Source organism: Maribacter luteus (genome assembly GCF_009674825.1).
GTDB classification, from domain to species: domain Bacteria; phylum Bacteroidota; class Bacteroidia; order Flavobacteriales; family Flavobacteriaceae; genus Maribacter_A; species Maribacter_A luteus.
On sequence record NZ_WKJH01000024.1, the window covers coordinates 349,795 to 375,190 of the forward strand.

The window sequence follows — 25,396 nt, forward strand, 5'->3', positions numbered from 1 at the left end:
CTATGCAGTTCCTTAAATCGTTCTACATTCACAATACCTTTTTTAGGTATATCGCAGTTCTGGCAGCTTGCTTTATGCTTAGTTTTTGGATACACGCCCTCTATCCTATTGCCTGGGTATTCACATGGGTGTTAATAGGACTGTTCTTATTCGACATATATCTGCTTTTCACATATGCCAAAGGGGTGGATGCCAAACGTCGGTTACCCCAAAAATTATCGAACAGCGATTTAAATCCTGTAAGCGTCATATTTCAATCGTTCTACCCATTTAAAGCCTATATTTCTTTGATAGATGAATTGCCACAGCAATTCCAGAAACGCGACTTTGAACATAAAACCTTTTTGTTGAAAAACGAAAAAAAAGAATTTGAGTATACCGTAAGACCGGTTGATCGTGGTGAGTATGTTTTTGGCAACCTCAACGTATACGTTTCTTCCCCCCTGAAAATCGTCAAAAGACGTTTTGTTTTTCAAAAAGACCAAATGGTACCCGTTTACCCAAGCATTATTCAAATGCAGCAGTACGACTTTTTGGCCATCAGCAATAACTTAACCCTGTTTGGACTCAAAAAAATAAGACGTATTGGGCATACCCAGGAATTTGAACAGATCAAAGAATATGTTACGGGAGATGACCTAAGAACCGTGAATTGGAAAGCAACGGCAAAGCAAAACCAATTAATGGTAAACCAATACCAGGATGAAAAATCACAACCCATATATTCGATTATTGACACGGGCAGGGTCATGAAAATGCCGTTTAACGGACTTAAATTATTGGATTATGCGATAAATTCAACCTTGGCCTTTTCGAATGTTGCCCTTAAACGAAATGACAAAACGGGTATGATCACCTTTTCAAAAAATGTTGAAACTTTTGTGCCTGCCGTTCAAAAAATAACGCATCTGAATACCATTCTAGAAAAACTGTACAATGTTTCCACTGCATTTACTGACTCTGACTATGGAATGCTTTATGCCCATGTGAAACGAAAGGTAACACATAGAAGTTTATTGCTTTTATACACCAATTTTGAACATATATCCGCCCTAAAAAGACAACTTCCGTTCTTATTGGCAATAGCCAAGAAACATGTACTGGTGGTCATCTTTTTTGAAAACACAGAATTGGAAGCGTTAATTGATACCCATGCTGAAGACCTACAGACCATTTACCATAAAACCATTGCCGAAAAATTCTCGCTGGAAAAAAGATTGATGCAAAAAGAATTACAACAGTATGGAATTCAGACTATTCTAACCAAACCGGAGCAATTGACCATCAATACCATAAACAAGTACCTTGAAATCAAGGCTCGCGGATTACTCTAATAGACTATTCACGGAAGTTGAAGAATACGCTCTGCTTGTAGTGCAGAGGTAATATCATGGGATTCGGAAAGGGTGATATCAAAAAAATCCAGGTTCATGTTTCCCTTGGGTTTGTATGATTCCGCATAACAATTACAAGGTCTGTATTTACGTCTTTTCTTACTCTTTTTCAGAAAAAGATCCAACACCACGGCCGAAGCGACCCCTCCAAGTACGGTATATACAATATCATTATTGTCCCATACCCCATAATCCGCCTTATCAATTGCTTCTTTGGTAACTCCCGCTGCCAAGCTACTACCCACGGCACCTGCCCACATCCAATAAGGATTTCCATCGAACATATGGTGAGCCGTATAGCCGCCAACAGACCCAATAACGAACCCCGCACCAAAATGTTTCGGTTTGTCTTCACTAATCGTTAGCTGGGCATTCATGGCCGTACTAAAACCGATGCACACTAAGATAAAAAGATACTTTTTCATAAGATAGTATTCAATCCGATAATGAATAAGTCCTATTCACTTCGGAAGTTCGCAAAATACCGGATTTAATATACAAACCCATATGGATTCCCAGTTATTCGATATAAGACCATTTTTTCATTACAACTGACTAATCCTCAATTTTTATATTGATTTTTTATTCCATTCTAAAAAAATCATACCAAGGCACGCTATTCAAGTTAGTGAAAACAACAAAATCAAATCAAATTTCTATCTTCAAAAACATTAAACATTCAAGCATATGAATTCATACATTAGAACACTCCCCTATTTATTATTGTTTTTATTTTCAATAAACCTAATTTCCGCACAGACCTATGCAAAAAATGGCATGGTGGTTTCCTCGAACATGGAATCTAGTAAGGTAGGCCGGGCCATTCTTCAAAAAGGAGGCAATGCCATTGATGCCGCGGTCGCTACTGCTTTCTCACTAGCGGTAACCCTTCCATCTGCCGGTAATATCGGTGGCGGTGGTTTTATTGTTTATATGGATTCAAAGGGAAAAGCAACCACAATAGATTTTCGGGAAAAAGCGCCATTGGCCGCAACTAATGACATGTATCTTGACAAAGAAGGGGAACTTATCAAGGGAATCAACCACAACACGGTAAAAGCGATCGGGGTTCCCGGCACGGTTGCCGGACTATACCTTGCCCACCGAAAATATGGTAAACTCCCTTGGAAGGATCTGGTACAACCCGCTATCGATCAAGCAACAAACGGATTTACCTTCAATTGGTCACTTTTCAAGGCTGCAGAGTATTTTACAAAAGAGGGTAATGACAATCGGTTTATGGATAACTATTTTAGAAATGAAAATGGCACCGTATTGCAACCTACCGAAAATTGGAAACAACCTCAACTGGCCAACACGTTGTCAATTATTCGGGAAAAAGGGAAAGATGGTTTCTATAAAGGGGAAGTTGCCAAGAAAATAGTACAATGGATGAAAGAGAACGAGGGTATCATTACAAAAAAGGACCTTAAAAAATATGAAGCCATAGAACGAAAGCCCATGGAAGGCAGCTATAAGGGATATAAAATATATTCAATGCCACCACCTAGCTCCGGTGGGGTAGCCTTAATCGAAATGATGAATTTAATGGAACAAGCCGATTTCAAGGAGATTGAATTCAACTCAACCGCCTACGTTCATTTGCTTACCGAAGCCATGCGACGTACTTTCGCAGATCGGGCAGAACATTTAGGAGACCCCGATTTTAACCTTGACATGCCCTTGGAAAAACTCATCTCAAAAGAATTCGCAAAACAACGTTTTAATGGTATCGATATGACAAAGGCCTCAGTTAGTGATTCCACTAAATTCGGTCAATTATATGATGGTGAAAGCACCACCCACCTTTCGGTTTTGGATAAACACGGAAATGCAGTTTCCTTAACGTACACCTTAGAATATAGCTACGGATCAAAAATGGGTTCCGAAGAGCTGGGCTTTATCTTCAACAATGAAATGGGTGATTTTAACCCCCAAGCCGGGATTACAAAAAGTAACGGTCAAATCGGTACGGCTCCAAATCTAGTAGCACCGGAAAAGAGAATGCTATCCAGTATGACCCCAACCATCGTAGCCAAAAACGACAAACCCTATTTGGTAATCGGTAGCCCCGGTGGGCGCACCATAATCAATACGGTTTTCCAAACCGTATTCAATGTGCTGGAGTACAATATGCCTGTAAACAAAGCCATTGAAGCCCTTAAAATACATCATCAGTGGTTGCCCGATGTTATCCGTTATGAAAAACACCTGCTTTCCCCCGATACCAAAAAGGCCCTTGAAAACATGGGACACACTTTAGAGCCCAGGGAAAATCTAGGAGCTTTAATGGGCATTACTTGGGACGATGAAAAAAAAGTGATGACCGGTGCCTCGGATTCTTCCCGCCCTGATGGTGGAGCTGCAGGATATTGACCTTAAAAACTGACAATATCCCTAATCGAAACTTATGTCCTACCAAAAAGGTAGAACATTCTAAAACGGAATATTACTTACCTTTAATACAAATTTTAACTTATGAGGAAAATTGGAATGATCGGGGGTATTAGTTGGGAGTCAACACAAGTCTATTACCAAATCATCAATACGAAAGTGAAAGAAGCCTTGGGGGGCTACCATTCTGCCAAGTGCCTACTGGAATCGGTGGATTTTGCTGAAATTGAAAAGCTTCAAATGGAAGATGATTGGGAAGCTTTGGATCAATATATGATCAATGCGGCCCAGAATCTGGAAAATGGCAAAGCTGAACTTATCCTCATTTGTGCCAATACCATGCATTTGTGTAGTGATGCCATCATAAAGAATACAGCCATTCCACTTTTACATATAGCAAGGGAAACTGGTAAAGCCATAAAGGCATCGGGCCAAAAAAAAGTGTTGTTATTGGGAACGAGGTTCACAATGGAAAAAGATTTTTTTAAAAACATACTAACCGATGAATTCGGAATCGAGGTAGTGATTCCCAGTAAAGAAGATATTACCACCGTACATTCCGTAATTTATAAAGAACTTGTACATGGCCTGCTGTTACCCGAATCCAAATCGGCTTACCAAAACATAATCAAAAAGGCAGCAAAAGAAGGTGCAGAAGGTGTTATTTTGGGCTGTACGGAAATTCCTTTATTAATCGGCCGCAATGATGTTGAAATCCCGGTTTTCGACACGACAAGCATACATGCCGAAGCTGCCGTGGCGTTTGCCTTAAAAGCTTAGGAAAAATTACAGCTTGTATTTACTTCAAAAAATAATTTGATGTTAGATTGATTTCGGATTACTGAACACTGAATACGTTTCATTATTCACTATCATTATTTAACCGGCTTAATTTTGCTGGCATTCAGCATCCAGCATCCTTCAACAACCTACTAACAATCTACTTCTGGTATCGATCATCATGATCTGATAATCAATTAGGAATATTCATTTGTGCTAAGCAAAAGCCAAAACCAAACACTAAAACCTATCAACCACTAAAAGTCTATGGAACTCTAAATCCAAAAACCCTTTAGTCTGATTTTGGCTTTGCCACAATTGATTTAAAATCATGCCTCATCATAAAGACAAACAAAATTGCGGATATTGCAAAAACAAATTTTCCTATGGTACAAAAAGTACATTCAAAATAGGTGGTTGTGCATCCTGCATAATTGCTTATACAACCAACGAGAATCATAATAAAGTAATCGACCATCACGAAAACCGATAATAAGAACAACGATTTTAAAGCTAAATCTTTCATGGCTATACTTTTTAAGTTTAATGCAACTCCTTTAATAAAGGTAGTACACAATAAACCAATGGAAAAGAGATCATAACCATCATATCTTCTGGCATTTAATGGTATTTTTAACACACAATGATGTAATTTTACATCATATGCCAAAAAAAATAAAAAGCTAGAATATCCAATTTATACCGATGCCAGATTTTTTAACCCAAAAAAGTAATCTTAACAATGAATTCCTAAATGCCCAAGAGTGTTTAAACGCTTTATCGGAGAACGAAAAACAAGAATTGATAAGTAGTAAGACCGATATTGATTTTGAAGCTGGAGAGCATATCGTTAAAAGAGGTCTTTTGGCCAATAACGTACTCTATTTAACAGAAGGCCTTGTAAAACTGGAACTCTTCAATGATTCCAAACCTTCTACCATAGCCATTTTAGAACCACATTCATTTATTGGGATCGTCTGTTGTTTCGCTTTTAAAAAAATAGATTTTACAGCGACGGCCCTAACAGATGCCAAAGTCAGTTTCATTGGTATGGATGTTTTTGAACGTTTCATTAAAAGTAATGGCGACTTTGCCTTGAACCTCATTAAACATATGTCGGGCATCAGCAATCAATTATTGCATCGCCTTACCATTTTATCCCAAAAAAATGTTGATGGCGCCCTTTCTTTCATTTTGTTGGATTTTAGGTCCATTTTCAGAAGCGATGAATTTGAACTGCCCATGTCTAGGATTGAATTGGCAAATATGCTGGATTATTCCAAGGAAAGTGTGATCAACACCCTTTCAAAATTTAACAAAGAAGGAATCGTCAAGGTAAATGGCAGAAAGGTCAAAATCATAAAACGAAAGAATTTAGCACAGATTTGCAAATTGGGATAAGCCCTTTTTAAAACTATCATCTCTAAAAACATCCCATTTTATCAATAACCTCTGTAACGTGACCAATGTTACAAAACAGTTCGGCTTTTGATTTTATCTTGCAGTATATTAATCATAGCTGCATATAAAAATCTAAAAAACCGAACTATGGAAGCACATTATTTTAATGTAGACGTAAATTGGAAGAAGGAACGTTTGGGAGAAATGTGTTCCCCAGAATTGAACCTTGAAACGAATAACTGTGTTGAAGTGGCCACCCCGCCCGAATTCCCTAAAGGTATACCGGGCAAATGGTCTCCGGAACATTTATTTACGGCAGCGGTGAACAGTTGTTTAATGACGACCTTTTTGGCCATCGCTGAAAATTCCAAATTAGAATTTTTAGATTTTAAGTGTAAGTCAAAAGGAAAATTGGACCGGATCGAAGGTAAGTTTTTAATGACCGAAATCATCTTGGAACCCACCGTGACCATCTCCGATGGAAAATATAAAGAAAAGGCTGAAAAAATCTTACTAAAATCGGAAGCGGCCTGTTTGATCTCCAATTCCATAAAATCAAAAATAACAATGGTTCCCACGATTCTGGTTCAGCAAAGCCATCCAATAGGATAAAGGGCTTCAAATGAAATAAAAAATCATAACAGGGTCGCGCAAAGACAAAACACCGACCCTACCGAACCATCACGCCAGAAAGTACATCTAGGATACTAAAAAGAGGTAATTAACCATAATTGTGGTTTTCTGCATATTCCAAAAATAGAGAGGTCGGCACCTTTAAATTTCCCCTCTTAAATTAGTTATTGATAACGTTGCCTTACGGTACCAAATTTCGTAACTTCCTGTTTAATTTTTACTGACTTAAACTAATCAATTTTAAACCCTTGGAATACCATGAAAAACAAGACAAAAAACTTGGCGATCGTATGTAGCGCAATCTTTCTGTTTTCAACAACTTTTGGATGTAAAGACAAAGAAACCAAACCAACTGAGGCGAACGCCACTGAAGTGCAGGCCGAACCCGAGCCCGACTTTAAAATTTCCTTGGCCCAATGGTCATTGCACAGAACTTTTTTTGGAACTGAAAATATTGACTGGAAAAATTTCACTAAAACCTTGATGGAATCACCAGATGATTTATTGAAAGGTAAAGACCCAATGGAATTTCCTGCTATAGCAGCAAGTTATGGTATAAATTCGATTGAATTGGTCAACACCTTTTATTTTAGCAAGGTAGATGACATGGCTTATTGGACAGAGTTTAAGAAAAAATGTGATGAAGCCGGTGTAAGTGTTGGGTTGATTATGTGTGATGCCTTGGGTAATCTGGGAGATGACGATCCCGAAAAGCTATTGGCAGCTGTTGAAAAGCACTATAAATGGATAGATATCGCCAAGTTCTTGGGAGCACATTCCATCCGGGTTAATGCAGCTGGTGAGGGTACCCCCGAAGAAGTGGCAAAAAGTGCTGTGAACGGATTAACGGCTTTGGCTAAATATGCCGCTACCAAAGACATCAATGTTATTGTAGAAAACCATGGTGGCCATTCTTCCAATGGGGCATGGTTAAGTGGTATCATGAAAACAATAAATATGGATAATGTGGGTACTTTACCCGATTTCGGTAATTTCTGTATTGAACGTGGCCCAGAAGGTTGTGCTAAAGAATATGACCGTTATGTAGGTATCAAAGAACTTATGCCATACGCCAAAGGTGTAAGCGCAAAATCGCATGAATTTGATGAGGATGGCAATGAAATTCATTCCGATTTTCTTAAAATCATGAAAATCGTAAAAGAATCAGGATTCAAAGGCTACGTAGGCATAGAATATGAAGGATCTGAACTTTCAGAAGATGAAGGAATAAAAGCCACAAAAGCCCTTCTCGAAAAAGTTTTTGCACAATTGTAAAATTGCTTCGGACAACACGACATTTTTGGCATTCATTTCTAAGTGAAGGCTATGGATTACAAAAAAGGAGGACATAAAAATGTCCTCATTTTTTTTACCCCTGACAATATCTGTCACAATCACCTCTATCTTTACGCCATAGACAACCTTTAAAATCACAAAAAATGAAAAATGCAATCAATTGGTTTGAGATTCCCGTAACAGATTATGACAGGGCCAAAAAATTCTACACTACAGTACTCGCAATCGACATTACCGACATGCACATGCCAGAGGTAAAATATGGTATGTTTCCGTACGATAATGACAATAATGGTGTGGGCGGAGGCCTTGTTCAAATGGCAGGGGCAACCCCTTCAGCTAACGGTATCACCATTTATCTAAATGGCGGTGACGATTTAAGCGATCCTTTGTCTCGTGTAGAAGCGGCTGGTGGCAAAGTGATCATGCCCAAGACCGATATCGGCGAAAACGGATATATGGCGCAATTGCTGGATACCGAAGGGAATAGAGTGGCCTTCCACTCGTGGAATTAACCAGTAAAAAGTGGATAGTGGATTTTATACAGGTTCACTATCTTTACTTTTGTGACCCAACTATCAAGACTTATCAGTATTCTCACCCTATTAAAATCCAGAAGGGTTCTAACAGCTACCGAATTGTCCAAAAAGTTCGATATTAGCGTAAGAACCGTCTATAGGGACATTCAAAAACTAATAGCTGCGGGTATTCCGGTAATAACTTTAGAAGGCAGGGGATATACCCTTATGGAGGGTTATACGATAGCACCCGTACAATTCACCGAAAAACAGGCCAATGCCCTCATAACGGCCCAACATCTGGTTAAAAACAGTAACGACTCTTCGTTTATCAACGAATTTGAAGAAGCGTTGACCAAAATCAAATCGGTTTTTAGGTCTTCGGTCTTAGAGAAGAGTGAATTACTCCACAATAAAATCCATGTATTCAATAATCAACATGAAAATGTATCGAGTAATGCATTGTCTGAAATTCAATTGGCAATTACCCACCTTAATTATATTGAAATCAATTATCGGAAAGCCGATGACCCCACTATTACTTTTAGAAAAATTGAACCTTACGCTCTTTTTTCTACTTACCAAAAATGGATATTGATCGCTTGGTGTCATCTACGAAAAGATTTTAGGGCCTTTCGGGTAGACCGTATTCAACACTTCAAAATACTTCATGGGCAATTTGAAGACCGTAAGTTCAGTATTCAAGATTATTTTGCTTCTTGCCCTTATGATATGTGATTTTTTTTAATTGACATCGTATCTTTATATTTAAAATTGACATATGAACAAACCGTTAGAATATTTTAAATCGAACCTTGGCAAAGACTCCTCACAATCCCCTTCTCCCTTAATGCAATGGTTGAATCCTACTTTGATAAGTGCTGATGCCGGAGAGCTTGAGTTTTCATATAAGGTACGAAAGGAAATGACCAACCCAATAGGAATAATCCATGGTGGCACTACGGCGGCCATCATTGATGATGCCATAGGTGCTGCTGTTTTCTCTTTAGGGGTTACCCATGTGTATACGACCGTAAGCCTATCAGTAGATTATTTTAGTCGGGCCAAAGCAGGTGATACGATTATATCCAAAACCAAGATCATTAAAAAAGGCCAACAGATCATAAATGCGGAATGTGAAGTTTGGAATGCAGATAAAACCAGAATGATCGCTAAGGGTCATTCAAACCTGATAAAAACCAAAATAGAGATATAAATATACCGTACCTAACATTGACATGACCCGTTTCTAACTCCTTCCCTCATTTATAGCTTTTCATAAAGCCGAAAAAACACCCATTATTTAATAAATTTCAAACAAAAGACACCTTTTCCTATCGTTCGCCTAGCAAAAAAGTCCTGTTTGTGATTTTTTTGTAATTTTAAGTGCTATTATTTAAGTATTTACAAATACTATATAGCGAAAAAGAACGTTTATCCCAGAAGTAAGCTTATTCTTACGTTGAAAAGTATACATCATAATAACATACCGATCCCCCAATGATACAACCAGAAGACCATTCCAAAGAAAAAGAACGATTGGCCTCCCTAGAATCTTATTCCATTTTGGATACCTTACCTGAAGAGGATTATGATAACTTAACGGCAATTGCCGCAGAAATTTGTGGCACTCCCATTAGTTTGGTTAGTTTATTGGACAACAAAAGGCAATGGTTTAAATCGCATCATGGTATTGATGCATCTGAGACCCCAAAAGAATATGCTTTCTGCGCACATGCCATAAATTCGGAAGAAGATATTCTCATAGTCCAAGATTCAAGAACCGATGAGCGTTTTCATGACAATCCTTTGGTTACCGGAGATCCTAGGGTGATTTTTTATGCAGGCATACCCCTTTCTACCGAAAATGGACTTCCTTTGGGAACCCTCTGTGTTATAGATCACAAACCAAAATTACTGAGTCAAAGTCAAATCACCTCGCTCAAAGCACTTGCAAAACAAGTGATGAACCTCCTTAAATTAAGGAAAAGTAAAATACAATTGAACAAGACCATTGCCTCGCTCGAAGAAAAGAATATCGAATTGGAACGTTTTGCCTATATCGCGGCCCATGATTTAAAATCCCCATTAAATGCCATAAACTCCACCGCTGAAATCTTCTCGGAATACTACCATTCGAGTTTTGATGAAGATGGCAAAAAAATGTTGGGATTCATTAAATCGTCAACAAAAAAACTGAAAGGTCTTATAGATGGACTATTGGATTACAGTAAAAGTGATTCGGTCCTCAAAGAAGAACAGACAACTTTTGAAATCGAGGCACTACAGGAAGATATCAGCGGACTTTTTTCTTTTGACAATTCGCTAAAATTAAAAATAGAAACCCCTCTAGAACGTATTAATACCAATAGAACAGCTTTGAACCAGATTCTGATAAATCTTGTTTCCAATGCCATCAAATACAATGATAAAAACGAGGTAGAAATCAATATTAAAATTGATAAGAATCAAGATTTTTATGAATTTTCAGTAAAGGACAATGGCCCAGGAATTCCAATAAAAAACCAAGAGAAGGTATTTGAAATATATAAAATATTGACCCCAACAGATAAATTCGGTGAAAAGGGAAATGGCATAGGACTGGCAACCGTGAAAAAAATCGTTGAGAAAATGGGCGGATCCATATATCTTGAATCGGACCCGGGAACAGGTGCAACCTTTCATTTTAAACTTAAAAGTGTGGAAAACGAAGCAGGGAAATTAAAAATGGCCTAGTTTACAAAAACCTAAAAATCAATAAAAACCATAACGAAACCGTTATGGTTTTTTGTTTCCAAAATTGCTTTATTCTCTTTTTTCCCCAGTGACTCCCTCTTTTACTATTTACGTAAAAGAATTGAAAAAGATAGAAATTAGTGGTATCTTCAAAGTACTTAATGCCATAACCATGAAAACAAATTATAAAAAAATTTACACCGGGGAATCCTTTGTTGCACAGCAAATTGTAAGTCAATTACACGGTATGGGAATAGAGGCCATCTTAAAAGACGAAGCTGAATCTGCAAGGTTGGCCGGTTTTGCATCCTCTATGTTGGGGCAAGTGGATGTCTATGTGCATAAGGAGGAAGTTGAAAAAGCAAATGCAGTTGTTCAAACAACATAATATAACTACCAAAACATTATTTAAATAGAATTGCTCTTTTAAATCATAATCGTATTGAATGTTAAAGGGGATAGAAATATTATTGTTTCATATTCTATTCATTTAAACATTAAATAACATCTATTTATAAGAGAACTGTACCACTCTTGCTTTCTCTATTATTCCTATAAAGTACATAAAAACCTAGAATAATTGATACGTATCAATATTTAGGTAGTTCCGATTCTTCAATTCTATAAATCATCATGAATTATTTCAATGAAATTGAATAAATGGCAAGAAAAGAGAGAACTAATTTCTTTATTTGCCACTTACCATTCACACAGAAAATATTACGATTCAAATTAGGTTTAATCCAAACTACACATATTAACAGTCATCAAAAAACCAGAGTGTTAAATTAGTCTCTATGCTAATTATTTCCGCAATCCCGTGCTTTCACGACTTATTCGAATCCAATCACCAACTTATAAATGGAGAAAAGTAAAAATTCAAGAGTGTTTTACTTCAAAAGTCAAGTTGGACAATTGTTACTTCTACTCCTTTTTACGATTAGTAGTATTACGGATGTAATATCACAGGATAAACAAATCTCCAAATCAAAATTCACACCAAATCAAATCTGGGAGGAGGGCCTACCATATATAAAAAACTATACCTCAGATGACTACAAAAGCAGTCCCCAAAATTGGGGTTTTACAGAAGGTAGCAACGGTTTCATTTATGCGGGAAACACATCAGGCATACTCCAGTTTGATGGGAGCACTTGGGATAGCTATAAGTTGAAAAACGGAAGTCTTGTAAGGTCGCTGGCACAAGGAGAAAAAGAAAAGATATATTATGGTGGGGTTCATGAACTTGGTTATTTACAACCCAATGACATTGGAGAAATGCAAGTACATTCACTCGTGGAAAACATCCCCCAAGAATATCAAAACTTTGAGGATGTTTGGACCACCTTGGTGTTTAACGGTAATACATATTTCACAAGCGATAAGTATCTTTTCAGATGGAATGGTGAAAAGTTTAAAATTTGGGAATCTAAAGAAAAATTCGGGTTTGCCTTTAATATTAACAACACATTATATATAGAAAGTAAAGGAGTTGGAATTCATAAGATTAATGGGGAATCACTGGAATTGATTTCAAACGGGGATATCCTTAAAAATAATACATCCAAAATTGATGTAATGCTACCAAATGACGCTAACAATATTCTTTTTGCTACCGCTAGTGATGGTCTTCTTTTATTTAATGGGAATAATTTAATTCCATTTAACAAAGAAAGCAATGAAGTCTTTTCTAAACATAGAATTTATAAGGCGTTTACCTTATCTAACGGAGATTACGCCTTTGCTACCACAACTTCGGGACTGTATATAGTTGATAAAAACGATGGAGTAATCAAGAAAAGATTAGGAAAAAAAGAAGGATTAATCAGTGATGTTTTATTCTCGGTATTTCAAGATAGTTCTGGAGCTATTTGGGTTGGAAGTGACAACGGGTTATCTAGAATTGATTGGTCTTCTCCTTTTCGAAGTTTCAACTCATTTAACGGATTGAATGAAAGAGTTAGATCGGTAAGCTACCATAACAACAAGTTTTTAGTCGATAGTAAGGGGCTCCATCAATTGGTGCTGACTGGAAATAACAATGAACCTCATTTTAAAAAAATCGATGGGTTTAAGAGGAGCATTAAGTATATCGTTCCCTATAATAATGAATTACTGGCTTTTGATTCAGAACATATATATACCATAGACGGTAAAGGTAAGGCGCATCTCTTAAAATTGCAGGACTGGGCCCTAACCTCATTAGTTCTTTCCCAGGTTGACCCAACAAAGATGTATGCAGGTACGCTTCAAGGTAAACTATTTGAATGTTCTTTTTTGAATAAGAAATGGTCAGTAAAACCAATTCTTGAAATTGACGGCGGAATAGAAGGAATTGTTGAAGAAAAAAATGGCAACCTTTGGCTACAAACCTATTTTAAAGGCCTTTATCATGCAAAGTTAAAGCACGAAGATAGTGTTACGGAATTCTATTTAAAAAAATATGATACCCTCTCCGGTCTTCCAACTTTGACCTATAACTTTCCATATCAATTCAATGATAAAACTTTTGTTACAACACAGGAGGGAATGTATTTTTTCAATAAAGAAAATCAATCTTTTGAAATGGATTCTTTGCTAACCAAACAATATCATAGTAGTGTTGATGCCTTTGGTTTTATGGGGTTAGACAAAAGAGGTGCTATTTGGCAGACCGTTAGGGCCGGATTTGAAAATAAAATATATAAACTTTCTGAAAACCAGTTAACAGAATTAAATGAGTACAAAATATTCAAGGACTTTTCAACTTACAGTATGGAGTTTTTGGAAGATATTGTGCTTTTTACGGGGCCAAAAGGAGTTCTGCTCTATAACCAAAATAAAGAAAGAACATACAAAAAAAACCTAAGTACCAAATTGCGAAAGATATGGATAAACAACGATTCTTTGATTTACGCCGGTACAAACCTCAATAAAAACAAAGAAATTGAAATTCCTTTTAAAACCAACAACCTTAAGTTTGAATACGCCCTTCCTTTCTTTGTTAAATCTGAAACCAATTCCTATCAAACAATTCTTGAAGGTTTCGATAATGAGTGGTCAGCTTGGACCTCACAAACCAAAAAAGATTACACCAATTTACCTGAAGGAAACTTCACCTTTAGAGTAAGGTCAAAAAACATATTTGATAAAATAGGTAATGAAGACACCTATTCATTTACCGTTTTACCTCCTTGGCACCGAAGCTGGTGGGCTTATTTAATCTATGGTCTTGGGGCAATTGCATTGGTATCGTTGCTTATAAATTGGCGATCTAAGGAATTGCAGCGGCAAAATGAAAATCTGGAAAATTTGGTCGCAGCACGTACTACCGAGATACGACATAAAAATGAGCTTTTAAATCAACAAACAGAACAATTAGTTGAACTTAATGAATCAAAAACCAAGTTATATTCTAATATCACGCATGAATTCCGAACACCTTTAACCGTAATTCTTGGAATGGCCGAAACCCTCAAAACCAATGTACAGCACAAGAGTTTTGATGGTGCGGACACCGCCTTGGAAATGATCCGTCGCAATGGTAAGAACTTGCTACAGTTAGTGAATGAACTATTGGATTTGGCCAAGGTAGAGAGTGGTTCTATGGAATTAAAATTGGTACAGACCGATGTTGTTCCTTTTGTAAAATATTTAAGTGAAAGTTTCCATTCCTTAGCTGAATCAAAGAAAATAAACTTGACCGTTTATTCCGAAATCGAAACTCTGGAGATGGATATTGATGTGAACAAAGTCGCTTCCATTATTGCCAATTTACTTTCCAATGCTATAAAATTCACCTCTACCAACGGTAAAATAATAGTTCATTTAAATAGAGTTACCGAGGCAGATAAAATCCTATTCTCAATAAAAGTACAGGACAATGGTCTAGGTCTTGCGAAAGAGGATATTGCACATCTTTTTGATCGTTTTTATCAAGTTGACAATGAGTCGTCTACAAAACAACCAGGCACAGGGATAGGTCTTTCACTGGCAAAGGAATTTGTTGAATTGATGAATGGTACCATAGCAGTTGAGAGTACCTTGGGAAAAGGAAGCACCTTTATAGTGCAATTGCCCGTTACCAATAAAGCAGTGAAAACTGCTGACTCCAAAGTTACGGTTGAACCGCCGACCAAAGCCGTTACCCCAATCTTGAAAAAAGAACAAATACCACTTCAGAAAGAAGCGACCAACTTACCATTGGTTTTGATTATTGAGGACAATGTGGATGTGGCCCATTATTTGGAAACCTGTCTCAAGGAAAAGTACCAAACCAAACACGCTTTAAATGGTGAAGAGGGTATAAAGATGGCCTTTGAGCATATGCCAGATATTATAATTTCCGATGTAATGATGCCGGGTAAAGACGGGCTAGAAGTCTGTGCAACATTGAAATCCGATGAACGTACAGACCATATCCCCATCATACTGCTTACCGCTAAGGTCACCACAAAAGATAGACTTACGGGCCTTACCCATGGAGCAGATGCATATTTGGCAAAACCCTTTATTAAAGAGGAGTTATTCACTCGCTTGGATCAATTGATTCTGGTACGTAAAAAATTGATCGGCAAACTGGAGAAAAATGGATTGGCTTCTTTGTTAAAAGAAAAAGTTGAAAACCCACAGACCAAATTTTTAAAGGAGGCCATCAAAGTAATTCACAATAATTTGGACGATGGCCAATTTGGCCCAACACAATTGGCCAAAGAACTGCATTTTAGTGAATCTCAAATCTACAGGAAACTAAAATCGATTACGGATAAATCCACCGCGATATTCATTCGTTCTGTTCGTCTACAGAAAGCGAAAGAGCTCATCCAAACTACACAAAAAACAATCTCTGAAATTGCTTATGAAGTAGGTTTTAACGATCCTTCCTGGTTTAGCAGGGCTTTTAAGGAAGAATTTGGCTCCTCTCCTAGCGACATACATAAATAACTGATTATAAGCTTATTATAATCCAACAATGTATTGTTATGCAATAATGGTACAAGGTTATTCTTCCCGATTCATAATTACTACATGTGATTGAAAAAATGGTTCAAGCCTTATAAACCATACCACAATACATTAGCCCTAACATTAAAACTGGGGTTATGAAAACAATCATTTTATTTTGGAAACGTACGTACAAAACCAACGTATTCATTTATTGTTTATTGGTACTTTTAATGGCTGGCTGCAGTAAAGATGATGCGCCTGCAACTCAAGAAATTATAAAAAGTGCAGAGAATGAACTCATAAGCTTTACATTTTTAGCCAGTCAAAATACCGATATAGAAACCGATGTTAGTGCCAACATCAATATAACATCTAACACCATTACGGTTAACTTACCTAGTGATACTCCGGTAACCGCTTTGACACCGTCTATTATAGTTTCTCCAAAAGCAACTATCAATCCAAAAGGAATACAGGATTTTACAGATGCCGTTACTTATACGGTTACGGCTGAAGACGGTACAACAAGAAGTTATTCCATCAGCACTAGCAGTAAGAGTAGTGCGAAACAGATAACCAGCTTTGTATTTCTCTTGACCAATAACCCAATTGACGTGAATGTAGTGGCCACCATAGATGAAGAAAACAAGACCATCACCGCAGCAATGCCACCGAGCACCGACCTCTCTGGCCTCTTACCCGAAGTGCAACTATCAGAGCTGGCAACCATAGACCTTACCGCTGCACAAAATTTCACTGGGCCTCTTGAATACACAGTAACTGCTGAAGATGGTAGTACCACGGTATACAATGTAACCATAACCGCACTTTTAACCCAACGACAAATATTACAGGCCATTTTAGATACCAACCCTGGCAATACATTGTCCTGGAATCTACAAAACACGGCAGATTTAGATGCTTTGAATGGTGTTACCACAAATACGGAAGGGAAAATTATAAAACTCAGATTGGACGCTAACCTAATTTCAATACCCCCAGAAATAGGGCAATTGATAGATTTAGAAGATTTGAATATAGCAGAAAACCAACTTACTTCAATTCCAAAAGAAATAGGACAATTGACCAATTTAACACGCCTTCATTTAGGTGATAATCTACTTACGGCAATACCTGCAGAAATCGGGCAATTGATAGATTTATCATCTTTGGTTTTAAATCAAAACGAACTTACTGAACTGCCTCCTGAACTGGCACAATTGACCAACTTAAAAGACCTGGGATTAGGTGATAACCAATTTACTTCGGTACCTCCAGAAATATGGAAATTAATAGGATTAGTAAGTTTAGATTTATCGAAAAATCAACTTACTTCTCTGCCTAAGGAGATTGGGCTACTGACCAATTTAGCATGGTTAACTTTAAGAGATAACCAGCTTTCAGAACTGCCACCTGAGATCGGCTTTCTTATTAATTTGGAAATTTTAAATATTGTAAGAAACAACTTAAGGACAATTCCAATTGCAATACTCAATTTATTGACCTGGAACAATACCAGTATGGAGCTTTCACTTGATGCCGGTATTGAACTGGGAAATTCCCAAAAAGACGCCCTTATCAGTATATATAGCGCTAACCCTGGTAATACTTTAGGTTGGGGGGTAGATAATTTTCCTGAAGTCTCGTTCCATTCTAATGGCGATATAAAGGGTATTACCATGAATAATAAAAAACTTACTAGAATACCAGAAAATATTTCGGCTTTATCAAGATTAGAAAACTTTAATGTAAATAGTAACAATTTAGACAATCTACCTGCTGAACTAGGCGCTATAAGTTCCTTAGTAGTTATAACTGCTGCCAGTAACCAACTTAATACAGTTGCGCCAGAGTTAGGACAGCTAAACAATTTAGCCTTACTAAGTATAACCAACAACCCCATGACAAGTATACCACAAGAGGTTTGTGATCTGCAAATATCTAATGGTGGTATACTAACCATTTTAACAGATACAGGAGAGGGTTGTAACTAAAATAGTCTATTCAATAATACTCCTAGGTTTTGCAAGAATAGTTCAAGAGATACACGGAGTATGTTCTTATAATTGTTTCACAACTTAAACGGCAACAATAATGAAACCAAGAAACACCATTAAATACGCTTTGACCACCCTTATGATAATTGTTCAAACCTTCCTAATACAGGCCCAAGCAAAACGTGATAAAAAGTTGATTCATAAGGCGGTGGATAAAACTCAAACCTTATTTTTTGATGAAGCAGATGCCATCTTCGGAAAAAGAACTGAGGTTGAAAAGGCATACCCCAAATTCAAGATTACAGGTAAGTTAAAAACAATTAACATATCTAAAAAGTTGAATGAAGGTGATAATTTAATTTATAAATTAAAATCTGGGCATACCTTAAATGCAACTGTAAAAAAAGGAAGGATAATTAAATTTAGTAAGGTTGTTGACGGAACATCAACAACCCTATTTTCTACCAGAAAAAACAATACACAGACTTGTTTTAATTGTACAGAACTTTGTCTTAATCCTGTAGATAGTGATTCACAGGATTGTTGGACTATTTGCGAAATGGTTGATTGTTCAAAAGACTTCAATGCTCAAATTAAAGGTAAGCTTGCCCCAACATTAAAATCAGCCCCATCACCTGCAGGGCCAATTCCCATACCCTATCCAAATAGCTCAAAGTTGGATCGTTCGAACCCGTTTTAACCCCAAATAAATGCTTGCACACCAACAATCAACATCTATACGAGGGTAGTCATAATTCATATAATTCTTGAACAAATACATCTAAAACCATGAAAACTACAACGATATTAAAGTTAAAAAGAAACCTAATCGGTTTGTCCATAGGCATTCTGGCATTAGCATTCAGTTCTCCACTACAATCCCAAGTTGTACGGGACCACAGAACAAAAAAAGAGACCGACCCCTATACCAGACTAAAAAACGAAGCTAAAAAAACGGCTGTACAAAAATCCCGAATGTCCCCGATTGAGATTTCCCAAAACGACCCTAATTGGAAAGGAAAGACAAAGGCCGCAATTAAGTTCGTTCCCTTTAAACTCGAAGATAAAAAAGGCAATCCCATTCCACCCAATAGAAAGGTTACCCTAAAAAACGGCAAAGTAATCACTGCGCTACAGTTATTGAATGAAACCAATGCCCTTGAAAAAAAGCTGAACAGCAAAGGGTATAGCCTTAGAATCAATGATGAAAAGGTCGTTTCCAGAACAGTAACGGACACCAAGTTTTTAGATGGCAGAAGGTCTTTGGCCCCTAAATCCATAGGTGCCTTCAAAAAAGAAGCGGAAGTCAAAAAATTCATGAGTTTAGAACGACAGGTGCAAGTGGCTGGCCCATCATTCAATGGAAGGTCACAAATGCTTACGCTAAAACCATATAGCAGCTATACCCAAAGTGAGCGGGACCAAATAAATAAGTATGATTTTTCCAAGGTATCCGGAAAGGTCATCGCTCAAAAAACCACAAAAAGGCGACCTTTTAAAGATTTTAGGACCAAAAGAATAGGCAACCTGGCAAAACTCTATGAAATCAACAAAACGAACAATAAAAATTGGGGCTTTGGCAATCCCGATACCTTTAGAGCCAATCTAGAAGGTTCAATAACCCGTTTTGCGAAAATTTATCCATTTGACCCACAAAACACGGCCAATAACAAGTCTGAGTTTAGGGTAAAGGCTACAAGCAAGGCAACAGGCTCACTTTTAGGGAAATCCATAGACATCCTTAATGCAAGTTGTCAATTCCATGCCCCCTCAAACGTGTCTAAAAAAATGAGTGCCACAATTTCGGTAAAAGCATTGGAGATGAACCTTTTTCCTCCAAAATCTACCACTTTTTCACAGCAAAAATCATTTTCTAAAACCTATGGTAGATCTTTTGATAAATCTTTTCCTTTAAGAGTACCAATTTTGCCAGGACTAGATTTTGTGGGCCTTATAGGTGTAAAAGGCGAAGTAGGATTTGAATATGAAGCAAAAATTGAAAGAACTGTAGCCTCCGTTCATGCCAAGCCATTAATTGATCTAAAAGTCTACGGCGAAGGCGGTCTTAGTCTTATAGGGGTCTTCGAAGGCGGTGTAGAGGCAGAATTAACCTTTATTAAAGGTGAATTAGACTTAAATGCATTCGCAGGCATATTCAGTCAAAATTCTGAAAACATCGTAGTAGGTGTTAATCATTATTTTGGATATGACATTGAAATTTTAAGTGGCACAATAAGCGCTTATGGTGAAGCCTGTTCCCCAATAGATATTCCTTTTATCGATGACTGTTATCGCAAAGAACATGAATTGTTTAAATGGGATGGTTTTAAAGATTCGGGAACTATTACTGAAGGAGGTTTTGAGCCATTTACATTAAAAAATATTGCAAAATATGATGAAACCCCAGTTTTCACCCAAGAATAGAAAACCATGAAAATCATTAGGAATTTAAGTATCATACTTCTTTTATGTCCATTTATTTATGGATGTAAAGGGAGTAGAAGTATGTCCATTTCAAAACAATCCCATTATAAATACAGTGCAGAAAACTTTGGATATAGCAATATAGAAAAGCTCTATAATCCTGATTCCGTAAATGTAAAAACAACCTTTTTCAATAGTGAATCACTACAGTATTTAGAAATGACCCTTCAGAGCGACTTAGAAAAATCAATACTAAAAAAAACTAAGGACAGTATGTTGATCTGTTATCAATTACAAAACCTGAAACTGGATTTAAAAAACGAAGGAATTTCAATTGATCTACATCCGATTCTTAAAGAGTTGATAAAACCGGTATTCGTCTACACAGATGTTCATGGAAAAATCGGTGCTATAAAATTTGATGCTGGGGTATCTCAAATAGCAAGAGGTTTATACAAAGATATATTAAGTAGAATGCAATTTGTAAAACCATTAAAACAATCGAAAGATTGGAAAACTACCGAAGAAAACACCTTAGGAACCTATATCGCCGAATACCAAAATGTAGATTCCGATAGTTCAAATAGATTGTACAAGAAAAATGTACTGGACTATTTAACCTACAAATCGAAAAATGAAAATCAAAAAATAAAAACCGATAATAATTCGACTATAGAAACTGATGCATCTGGGACTATTAAAAAAATCAATATTTCAGAAGCCCAAATAATTGTTCGAAATAATGACACCTTAAGCATCTTAGGTTCTAAAGTTTCGGTCTGTATGAGTTCCGAAAAACAGGTGAAAAGCGTTGATATTGCCCATCTTTTAGTATTAGAAAACTCTAAAAATTACAGGCAAAAAACAACCTTAAGTGAGGCGTTGTCACATGAGAAAATAAAAGGTACAGCATATAAAGGAACTTTAGGCTCGGATAATTGGGAGACCTTAATTCAAAAATTATCAAAAACCGAAAACTTAACTAACGCTTTAAAGGAAGATCTAATATTAAAGTTTAGAGCACTTTTTTATCTGCAGCCTGAGTATTGCAGTAAGGCTGTTTCTTTCCTTGATAATCAATTAGCTACTTCTAATGAGTTTGTTCTGCTCAGCAAAGCTTTATCAATTACTGAAACCCCTGGTGCTACAAATGCTTTAGCGATACTCATAGATAAGCGTAAAAGTAACGAAGAACTTATGGGAGCATTGATTCCTGTACTAACAACCACTAAATATCCAACAAGCAAGGCTATTGAAGTTTTAAAAAAAATAGGCTTTAGTGAAAGTAAAACACTTGGTTATTTTACAAAATCAATTGCGCAACTCGCATTAGGCGGCATGGCTAAAAATTTAGAACATTCCGATACTTTTAAATCCGAGACTCTGACAAATTATCTTATAGAAAAAATGACATTGGAAAAAGACCCCCTTCAATATCTGTTTGTGCTTGGCAATACAGGTTCTCCTTTAGTATTTCCATATGTAAAATCATTGCTTGAAAACAAACATTCGTCTGAGGAAATAAAACTTGAGGCAGTTTCCGCTCTTAGTCTCATTGATGATGAAAAAGTGTCATCCTACTTAAAACAATTGATGCAAAATAAGAATGTAGCTCTGAAAAACAAGGCAAAAGAAGTTCTTGAATTTCAGGGTAATAATTAGAAATAGGTTAAAAGGAAAGTAACAGAATTTTCGAAAACAATGAAAAAGCTATTTATAATAATGATCGGCGTTTCTTCGATAGGTATAGTTACAGCACAAAAAGGAATAAGTATAAGTAATTTCATTGCTGAAAAGATATCCAGTTCAGAGCTCTTAATTTCAGTTGATTATAGTCTTACTAAAGAAACGGATTCAAAGGATATATTTATTCAGGCAAATCCAGTCATGAAAGATGGTAGATTTATTTATAAAGAGGTTATTATTGATCGTCAACCTTTAGAAGCTAATAATCATCAGGTGAGTTTTAAAATCACCAAAAAACCCGGAGGGAAAGATTTTAGTAGCGAAAGCATTAGGGTATGTGTGACAACAAATAGAAGTATCCTTTTGTGCGAAGTGTTTCCATTTTCATTTATATGGAATGAGTTGGATGTTTCTACTGTAAAGATCGATTCATTTACCTCAAGTGAAACTCAAGTAGAAAAAGGAGAAACCGTGATACTTTCTTGGGAAACAGAGAATGCTTCAAAAGTAATGCTGGGGAAGTTTGGTGCAACAGATTTTCAAGAAGTACCGGCCAGTGGATCGAAAACTCTAGTTATAGATAAAACCTCTGCGTATGTGCTTATGGCAAGTCCTAAATCATCAAAAGGGCCAGCACAAGTAGAAAGCAGCAAACTTCAAATTGAAGTTACTAATAACGAACTTGACATTGGGAGTTTTTATGCAAGTCAACCTACTATTCGAAGAGGTATTGAAACTAAGCTTTTATGGAATGTTTATAATGCCGATAAAGTCACGCTTAACGGTAAAGCAGTCGAGGTTTATGGAGATCTAATCGTATCACCAACAAGTACTACGAGGTATACATTAAAAGCTCAAAAGGGCGATATTATTTTGGAAGAATTGCTAAGCATATATGTAACACCATTTGCTGTACCAAAGCTGTCCGACCCAATATATAGTTTAGAGATTTGTAAAAGAATTGAAACCAAAAATGGATATTCGAAATGTATTTCATCAGATGGTCCTTTTGCAACAGGAGATGAAATTTATATCATGGCGCGATTTAAAAATCTTCCTAAAGGAAATTATTCAGTGAAACGAATAACGTATAGAGGCCTTTATTTTAAAGATAAATGGACTAAAGCACATGAAGAAGAAGGCAGCTTCGACAATCCTGATAGCGGAGAACGCCTATTAACTTTTCTCATTGCCAATCTTGGTGAAGGGGCAAAAAAACTTAAAATAATCTTTAACGATAATAAGGAAACAAGTAGTGAGATTATTTATTGTATCGATTGTTCTCGCATGTGGGAATAAATTAAACTGATGGTGAGAACCAATACAAACGGGACTTAAAAAAATTATAAATTAAACCAGATCTTGACCATTCACGAATACTGCTAGAGATTGCATGAATAGTGAAAACCCTTCTGATTTGTAATGGTTAACCTTGCAACACTTCCCCCATAGATATTTTTCAATTCTAAAAAGTACGGCTGATCATGAAAGATGAATCTTCATACTTAATTAAAAAATTGGTGCGTCAAATTACCATATGCTGTAGTTTGATCGTATTGATCGCCACTATTGCTCTATTATTCTTTTTTGATGTGTTTTCGAAAGAACCGGCACCCTTAGAAGAAACCATGCTCATACCGATAGCATCAAAATATGATATTTCATTATTGGACGATTCCAAAGAAAATACGGCCATTAAATATGGGTATCAACTTTTTGTGAATTCCCCCAAATACATTGGCCCGGATAATGAAGAACCGGATAAGGCATACTCTGGCAATCGTTTGGCATGTAACAACTGTCATTTAAAGGCTGGTACAAAACCCTTTTCCGCACCGCTAATCGGTATCATCAACCGATTTCCACAGTATAGGGGAAGGGAAAACAAAATCGGCACGATCCAGGAACGCATCAATGGCTGTATGGAGAGAAGTATGAACGGTAGTACTTTACCACCTAACGGAAAGGAAATGCAGGCCTTTGTAAAATATTTGACATGGCTCAGCAGATTTACACCTGAGGACGGTAAAATCTTCGGTCAGGGCTTCGTCAAAATCCAAATTCCGGAACGAAAGGTAAACCTAGCTCAAGGAAAAGATGTTTTTGATAAGAATTGTGTTGTATGTCACGGCAAAAACGGACAAGGGGTTAAAATGCCAGATAGTTTCACCTATCAATATCCTCCGCTTTGGGGCAATGATTCCTACAATAACGGGGCGGGAATGACCAGGGTAATTACCGCTGCCCAATTCATTAAGGCCAATATGCCCTTCGGAACCACCTATGACTCGCCCCTATTGAGCGATGAAGAGGCCTATGACGTCGCCGGTTATATTAATCAGCAGATTAGACCCATAAAACAAAATCGGGAATATGATTTTCCTGATTTGAAGAGAAAACCGGTATCTACCCCATATCCACCTTATGCAGATTCCTTTTCAATGGAGCAACACCAAATGGGACCGTTTCAACCTATTATGGCTTTTTATAAAGAAGAATATAAAATGAATAAATCTAAATGAATGATTATGAAAACAAAGAAAAATTCGAGAAGAAACTTTATGGGTGCCCTAATGCTCGGTGCCACCGCAAGTACGCTTTCAGTATTAGGGAATTCTGCCTTTGCTGGTATGACCGACTTTGATGAACATCAAATGAACGAGGCCGATGATTGGTTCAAGAATATCAAAGGAAAACACAGAATAGTATATGATGGGTCTTATCCCCACAAGGGTTTTCCAATAATTTGGAACTGGGCTTTCTACCTTTCAAATAATGAGACGGGATCTAAAGACAATGATATTACTGCCATGACCGTATTTCGACATGATGGGATTCCTTTTGCCTTTAATTCTTCGCTTTGGAAAAAATACCCATTAGGAGAAATGTTCCATGTAAAAAAAGCCGACGGCACCAGTTACGACAGAAATCCTTATTACGAACCACAAGAAGGGGATTTCCCCCTTCCGATCATTCAAGGAATAAAAGACATGCAAGCCCGTGGGGCCATGTTCTGCGTATGCAATTTGGCGATTTCTGTGTACAGTGGTGCCTTGGCCCAACAAATAGGAGCCGACCCAAAGGCAATGTACGACGAATGGATCGCGGCTGTATTACCAGAAGTTCAATTAGTCCCCTCCGGGGTTTGGGCACTCGGTCGTGCACAGGAGAATGGGTGTGGGTACATCTTTGCAGGTGAATAGGTAAAATT

Annotated in this window: 20 protein-coding genes; 19 read left to right on the top strand and 1 reads right to left on the bottom strand. The window is 37.0% G+C overall.

The window, feature by feature from the left end; translation table 11 throughout:
• The first annotated feature begins 2 nt into the window (after positions 1 to 2).
• A complete protein-coding gene (locus tag GJ691_RS15360; protein ID WP_154368426.1) occupies positions 3 to 1,334 on the top strand; it encodes a DUF58 domain-containing protein in 1,332 nt (443 codons plus the stop codon).
• A gap of 8 nt (positions 1,335 to 1,342) precedes the next feature.
• Here the strand turns inward: GJ691_RS15360 and GJ691_RS15365 are convergent, their stop codons facing one another.
• The gene (locus GJ691_RS15365; protein WP_154368428.1) at positions 1,343 to 1,819 is read right to left on the bottom strand and encodes a hypothetical protein; all 477 of its coding nucleotides are present in this window, start codon (positions 1,817 to 1,819) and stop codon (positions 1,343 to 1,345) included.
• A 262-nt stretch (positions 1,820 to 2,081) separates the two neighbouring features.
• Here GJ691_RS15365 and ggt point away from each other — a divergent pair, with 262 nt between their 5' ends.
• The 18 genes from ggt to GJ691_RS15455 all read left to right on the top strand — a co-directional run bounded on the left by ggt (position 2,082) and on the right by GJ691_RS15455 (position 25,388).
• Positions 2,082 to 3,770 (top strand): gamma-glutamyltransferase, encoded by a 1,689-nt coding sequence (gene ggt / locus GJ691_RS15370; protein WP_154368430.1) that lies wholly within the window; start codon positions 2,082 to 2,084, stop codon positions 3,768 to 3,770.
• Positions 3,771 to 3,872: 102 nt separating this feature from the next.
• Positions 3,873 to 4,568, top strand: coding sequence for an aspartate/glutamate racemase family protein (locus GJ691_RS15375; protein WP_154368432.1), 696 nt, complete (start codon positions 3,873 to 3,875; stop codon positions 4,566 to 4,568).
• Between the two features lie 705 nt (positions 4,569 to 5,273).
• Positions 5,274 to 5,969: a Crp/Fnr family transcriptional regulator gene (locus tag GJ691_RS15380; RefSeq protein ID WP_154368434.1), complete on the top strand. Its 696-nt coding sequence runs from the start codon at positions 5,274 to 5,276 to the stop codon at positions 5,967 to 5,969.
• A 147-nt stretch (positions 5,970 to 6,116) separates the two neighbouring features.
• A complete protein-coding gene (locus GJ691_RS15385) occupies positions 6,117 to 6,581 on the top strand; it encodes an OsmC family protein (RefSeq protein ID WP_154368436.1) in 465 nt (154 codons plus the stop codon).
• A 279-nt stretch (positions 6,582 to 6,860) separates the two neighbouring features.
• Positions 6,861 to 7,877, top strand: a complete 1,017-nt coding sequence (locus tag GJ691_RS15390; RefSeq protein ID WP_154368438.1) for a sugar phosphate isomerase/epimerase family protein — start codon at positions 6,861 to 6,863, stop codon at positions 7,875 to 7,877.
• A 164-nt stretch (positions 7,878 to 8,041) separates the two neighbouring features.
• The gene (locus GJ691_RS15395; protein WP_154368440.1) at positions 8,042 to 8,413 is read left to right on the top strand and encodes a VOC family protein; all 372 of its coding nucleotides are present in this window, start codon (positions 8,042 to 8,044) and stop codon (positions 8,411 to 8,413) included.
• A 51-nt stretch (positions 8,414 to 8,464) separates the two neighbouring features.
• On the top strand, positions 8,465 to 9,154 hold the full coding sequence (locus GJ691_RS15400) for a helix-turn-helix transcriptional regulator (RefSeq protein WP_154368442.1): 690 nt from the start codon (positions 8,465 to 8,467) through the stop codon (positions 9,152 to 9,154).
• A gap of 43 nt (positions 9,155 to 9,197) precedes the next feature.
• A complete protein-coding gene (locus GJ691_RS15405; protein WP_154368444.1) occupies positions 9,198 to 9,632 on the top strand; it encodes a PaaI family thioesterase in 435 nt (144 codons plus the stop codon).
• Between the two features lie 284 nt (positions 9,633 to 9,916).
• Positions 9,917 to 11,152, top strand: a complete 1,236-nt coding sequence (locus tag GJ691_RS15410; RefSeq protein WP_154368446.1) for a sensor histidine kinase — start codon at positions 9,917 to 9,919, stop codon at positions 11,150 to 11,152.
• 121 nt (positions 11,153 to 11,273) lie between these two features.
• The gene (locus GJ691_RS15415) at positions 11,274 to 11,540 is read left to right on the top strand and encodes a putative signal transducing protein (RefSeq protein ID WP_246200199.1); all 267 of its coding nucleotides are present in this window, start codon (positions 11,274 to 11,276) and stop codon (positions 11,538 to 11,540) included.
• A 473-nt stretch (positions 11,541 to 12,013) separates the two neighbouring features.
• Positions 12,014 to 16,075: a hybrid sensor histidine kinase/response regulator transcription factor gene (locus tag GJ691_RS15420; RefSeq protein WP_154368448.1), complete on the top strand. Its 4,062-nt coding sequence runs from the start codon at positions 12,014 to 12,016 to the stop codon at positions 16,073 to 16,075.
• A gap of 158 nt (positions 16,076 to 16,233) precedes the next feature.
• Positions 16,234 to 18,072, top strand: coding sequence for a hypothetical protein (locus tag GJ691_RS15425; protein WP_154368450.1), 1,839 nt, complete (start codon positions 16,234 to 16,236; stop codon positions 18,070 to 18,072).
• Between the two features lie 142 nt (positions 18,073 to 18,214).
• A complete protein-coding gene (locus GJ691_RS15430) occupies positions 18,215 to 18,775 on the top strand; it encodes a hypothetical protein (RefSeq protein ID WP_154368452.1) in 561 nt (186 codons plus the stop codon).
• Positions 18,776 to 18,864: 89 nt separating this feature from the next.
• Positions 18,865 to 20,499, top strand: coding sequence for a hypothetical protein (locus GJ691_RS15435; protein WP_154368454.1), 1,635 nt, complete (start codon positions 18,865 to 18,867; stop codon positions 20,497 to 20,499).
• A gap of 81 nt (positions 20,500 to 20,580) precedes the next feature.
• Positions 20,581 to 22,161 carry a hypothetical protein gene (locus GJ691_RS15440; protein ID WP_154368457.1) on the top strand — a complete coding sequence of 527 codons (1,581 nt, stop codon included), beginning with the start codon at positions 20,581 to 20,583 and terminating at the stop codon, positions 22,159 to 22,161.
• A 39-nt stretch (positions 22,162 to 22,200) separates the two neighbouring features.
• Positions 22,201 to 23,484 carry a hypothetical protein gene (locus GJ691_RS15445; protein ID WP_154368459.1) on the top strand — a complete coding sequence of 428 codons (1,284 nt, stop codon included), beginning with the start codon at positions 22,201 to 22,203 and terminating at the stop codon, positions 23,482 to 23,484.
• A gap of 185 nt (positions 23,485 to 23,669) precedes the next feature.
• On the top strand, positions 23,670 to 24,707 hold the full coding sequence (locus GJ691_RS15450) for a c-type cytochrome (protein ID WP_154368460.1): 1,038 nt from the start codon (positions 23,670 to 23,672) through the stop codon (positions 24,705 to 24,707).
• A gap of 6 nt (positions 24,708 to 24,713) precedes the next feature.
• Entirely contained in the window at positions 24,714 to 25,388 is a 675-nt protein-coding gene (locus GJ691_RS15455) for a Tat (twin-arginine translocation) pathway signal sequence containing protein (protein ID WP_154368463.1), read from the top strand.
• Positions 25,389 to 25,396: the final 8 nt, after the last annotated feature.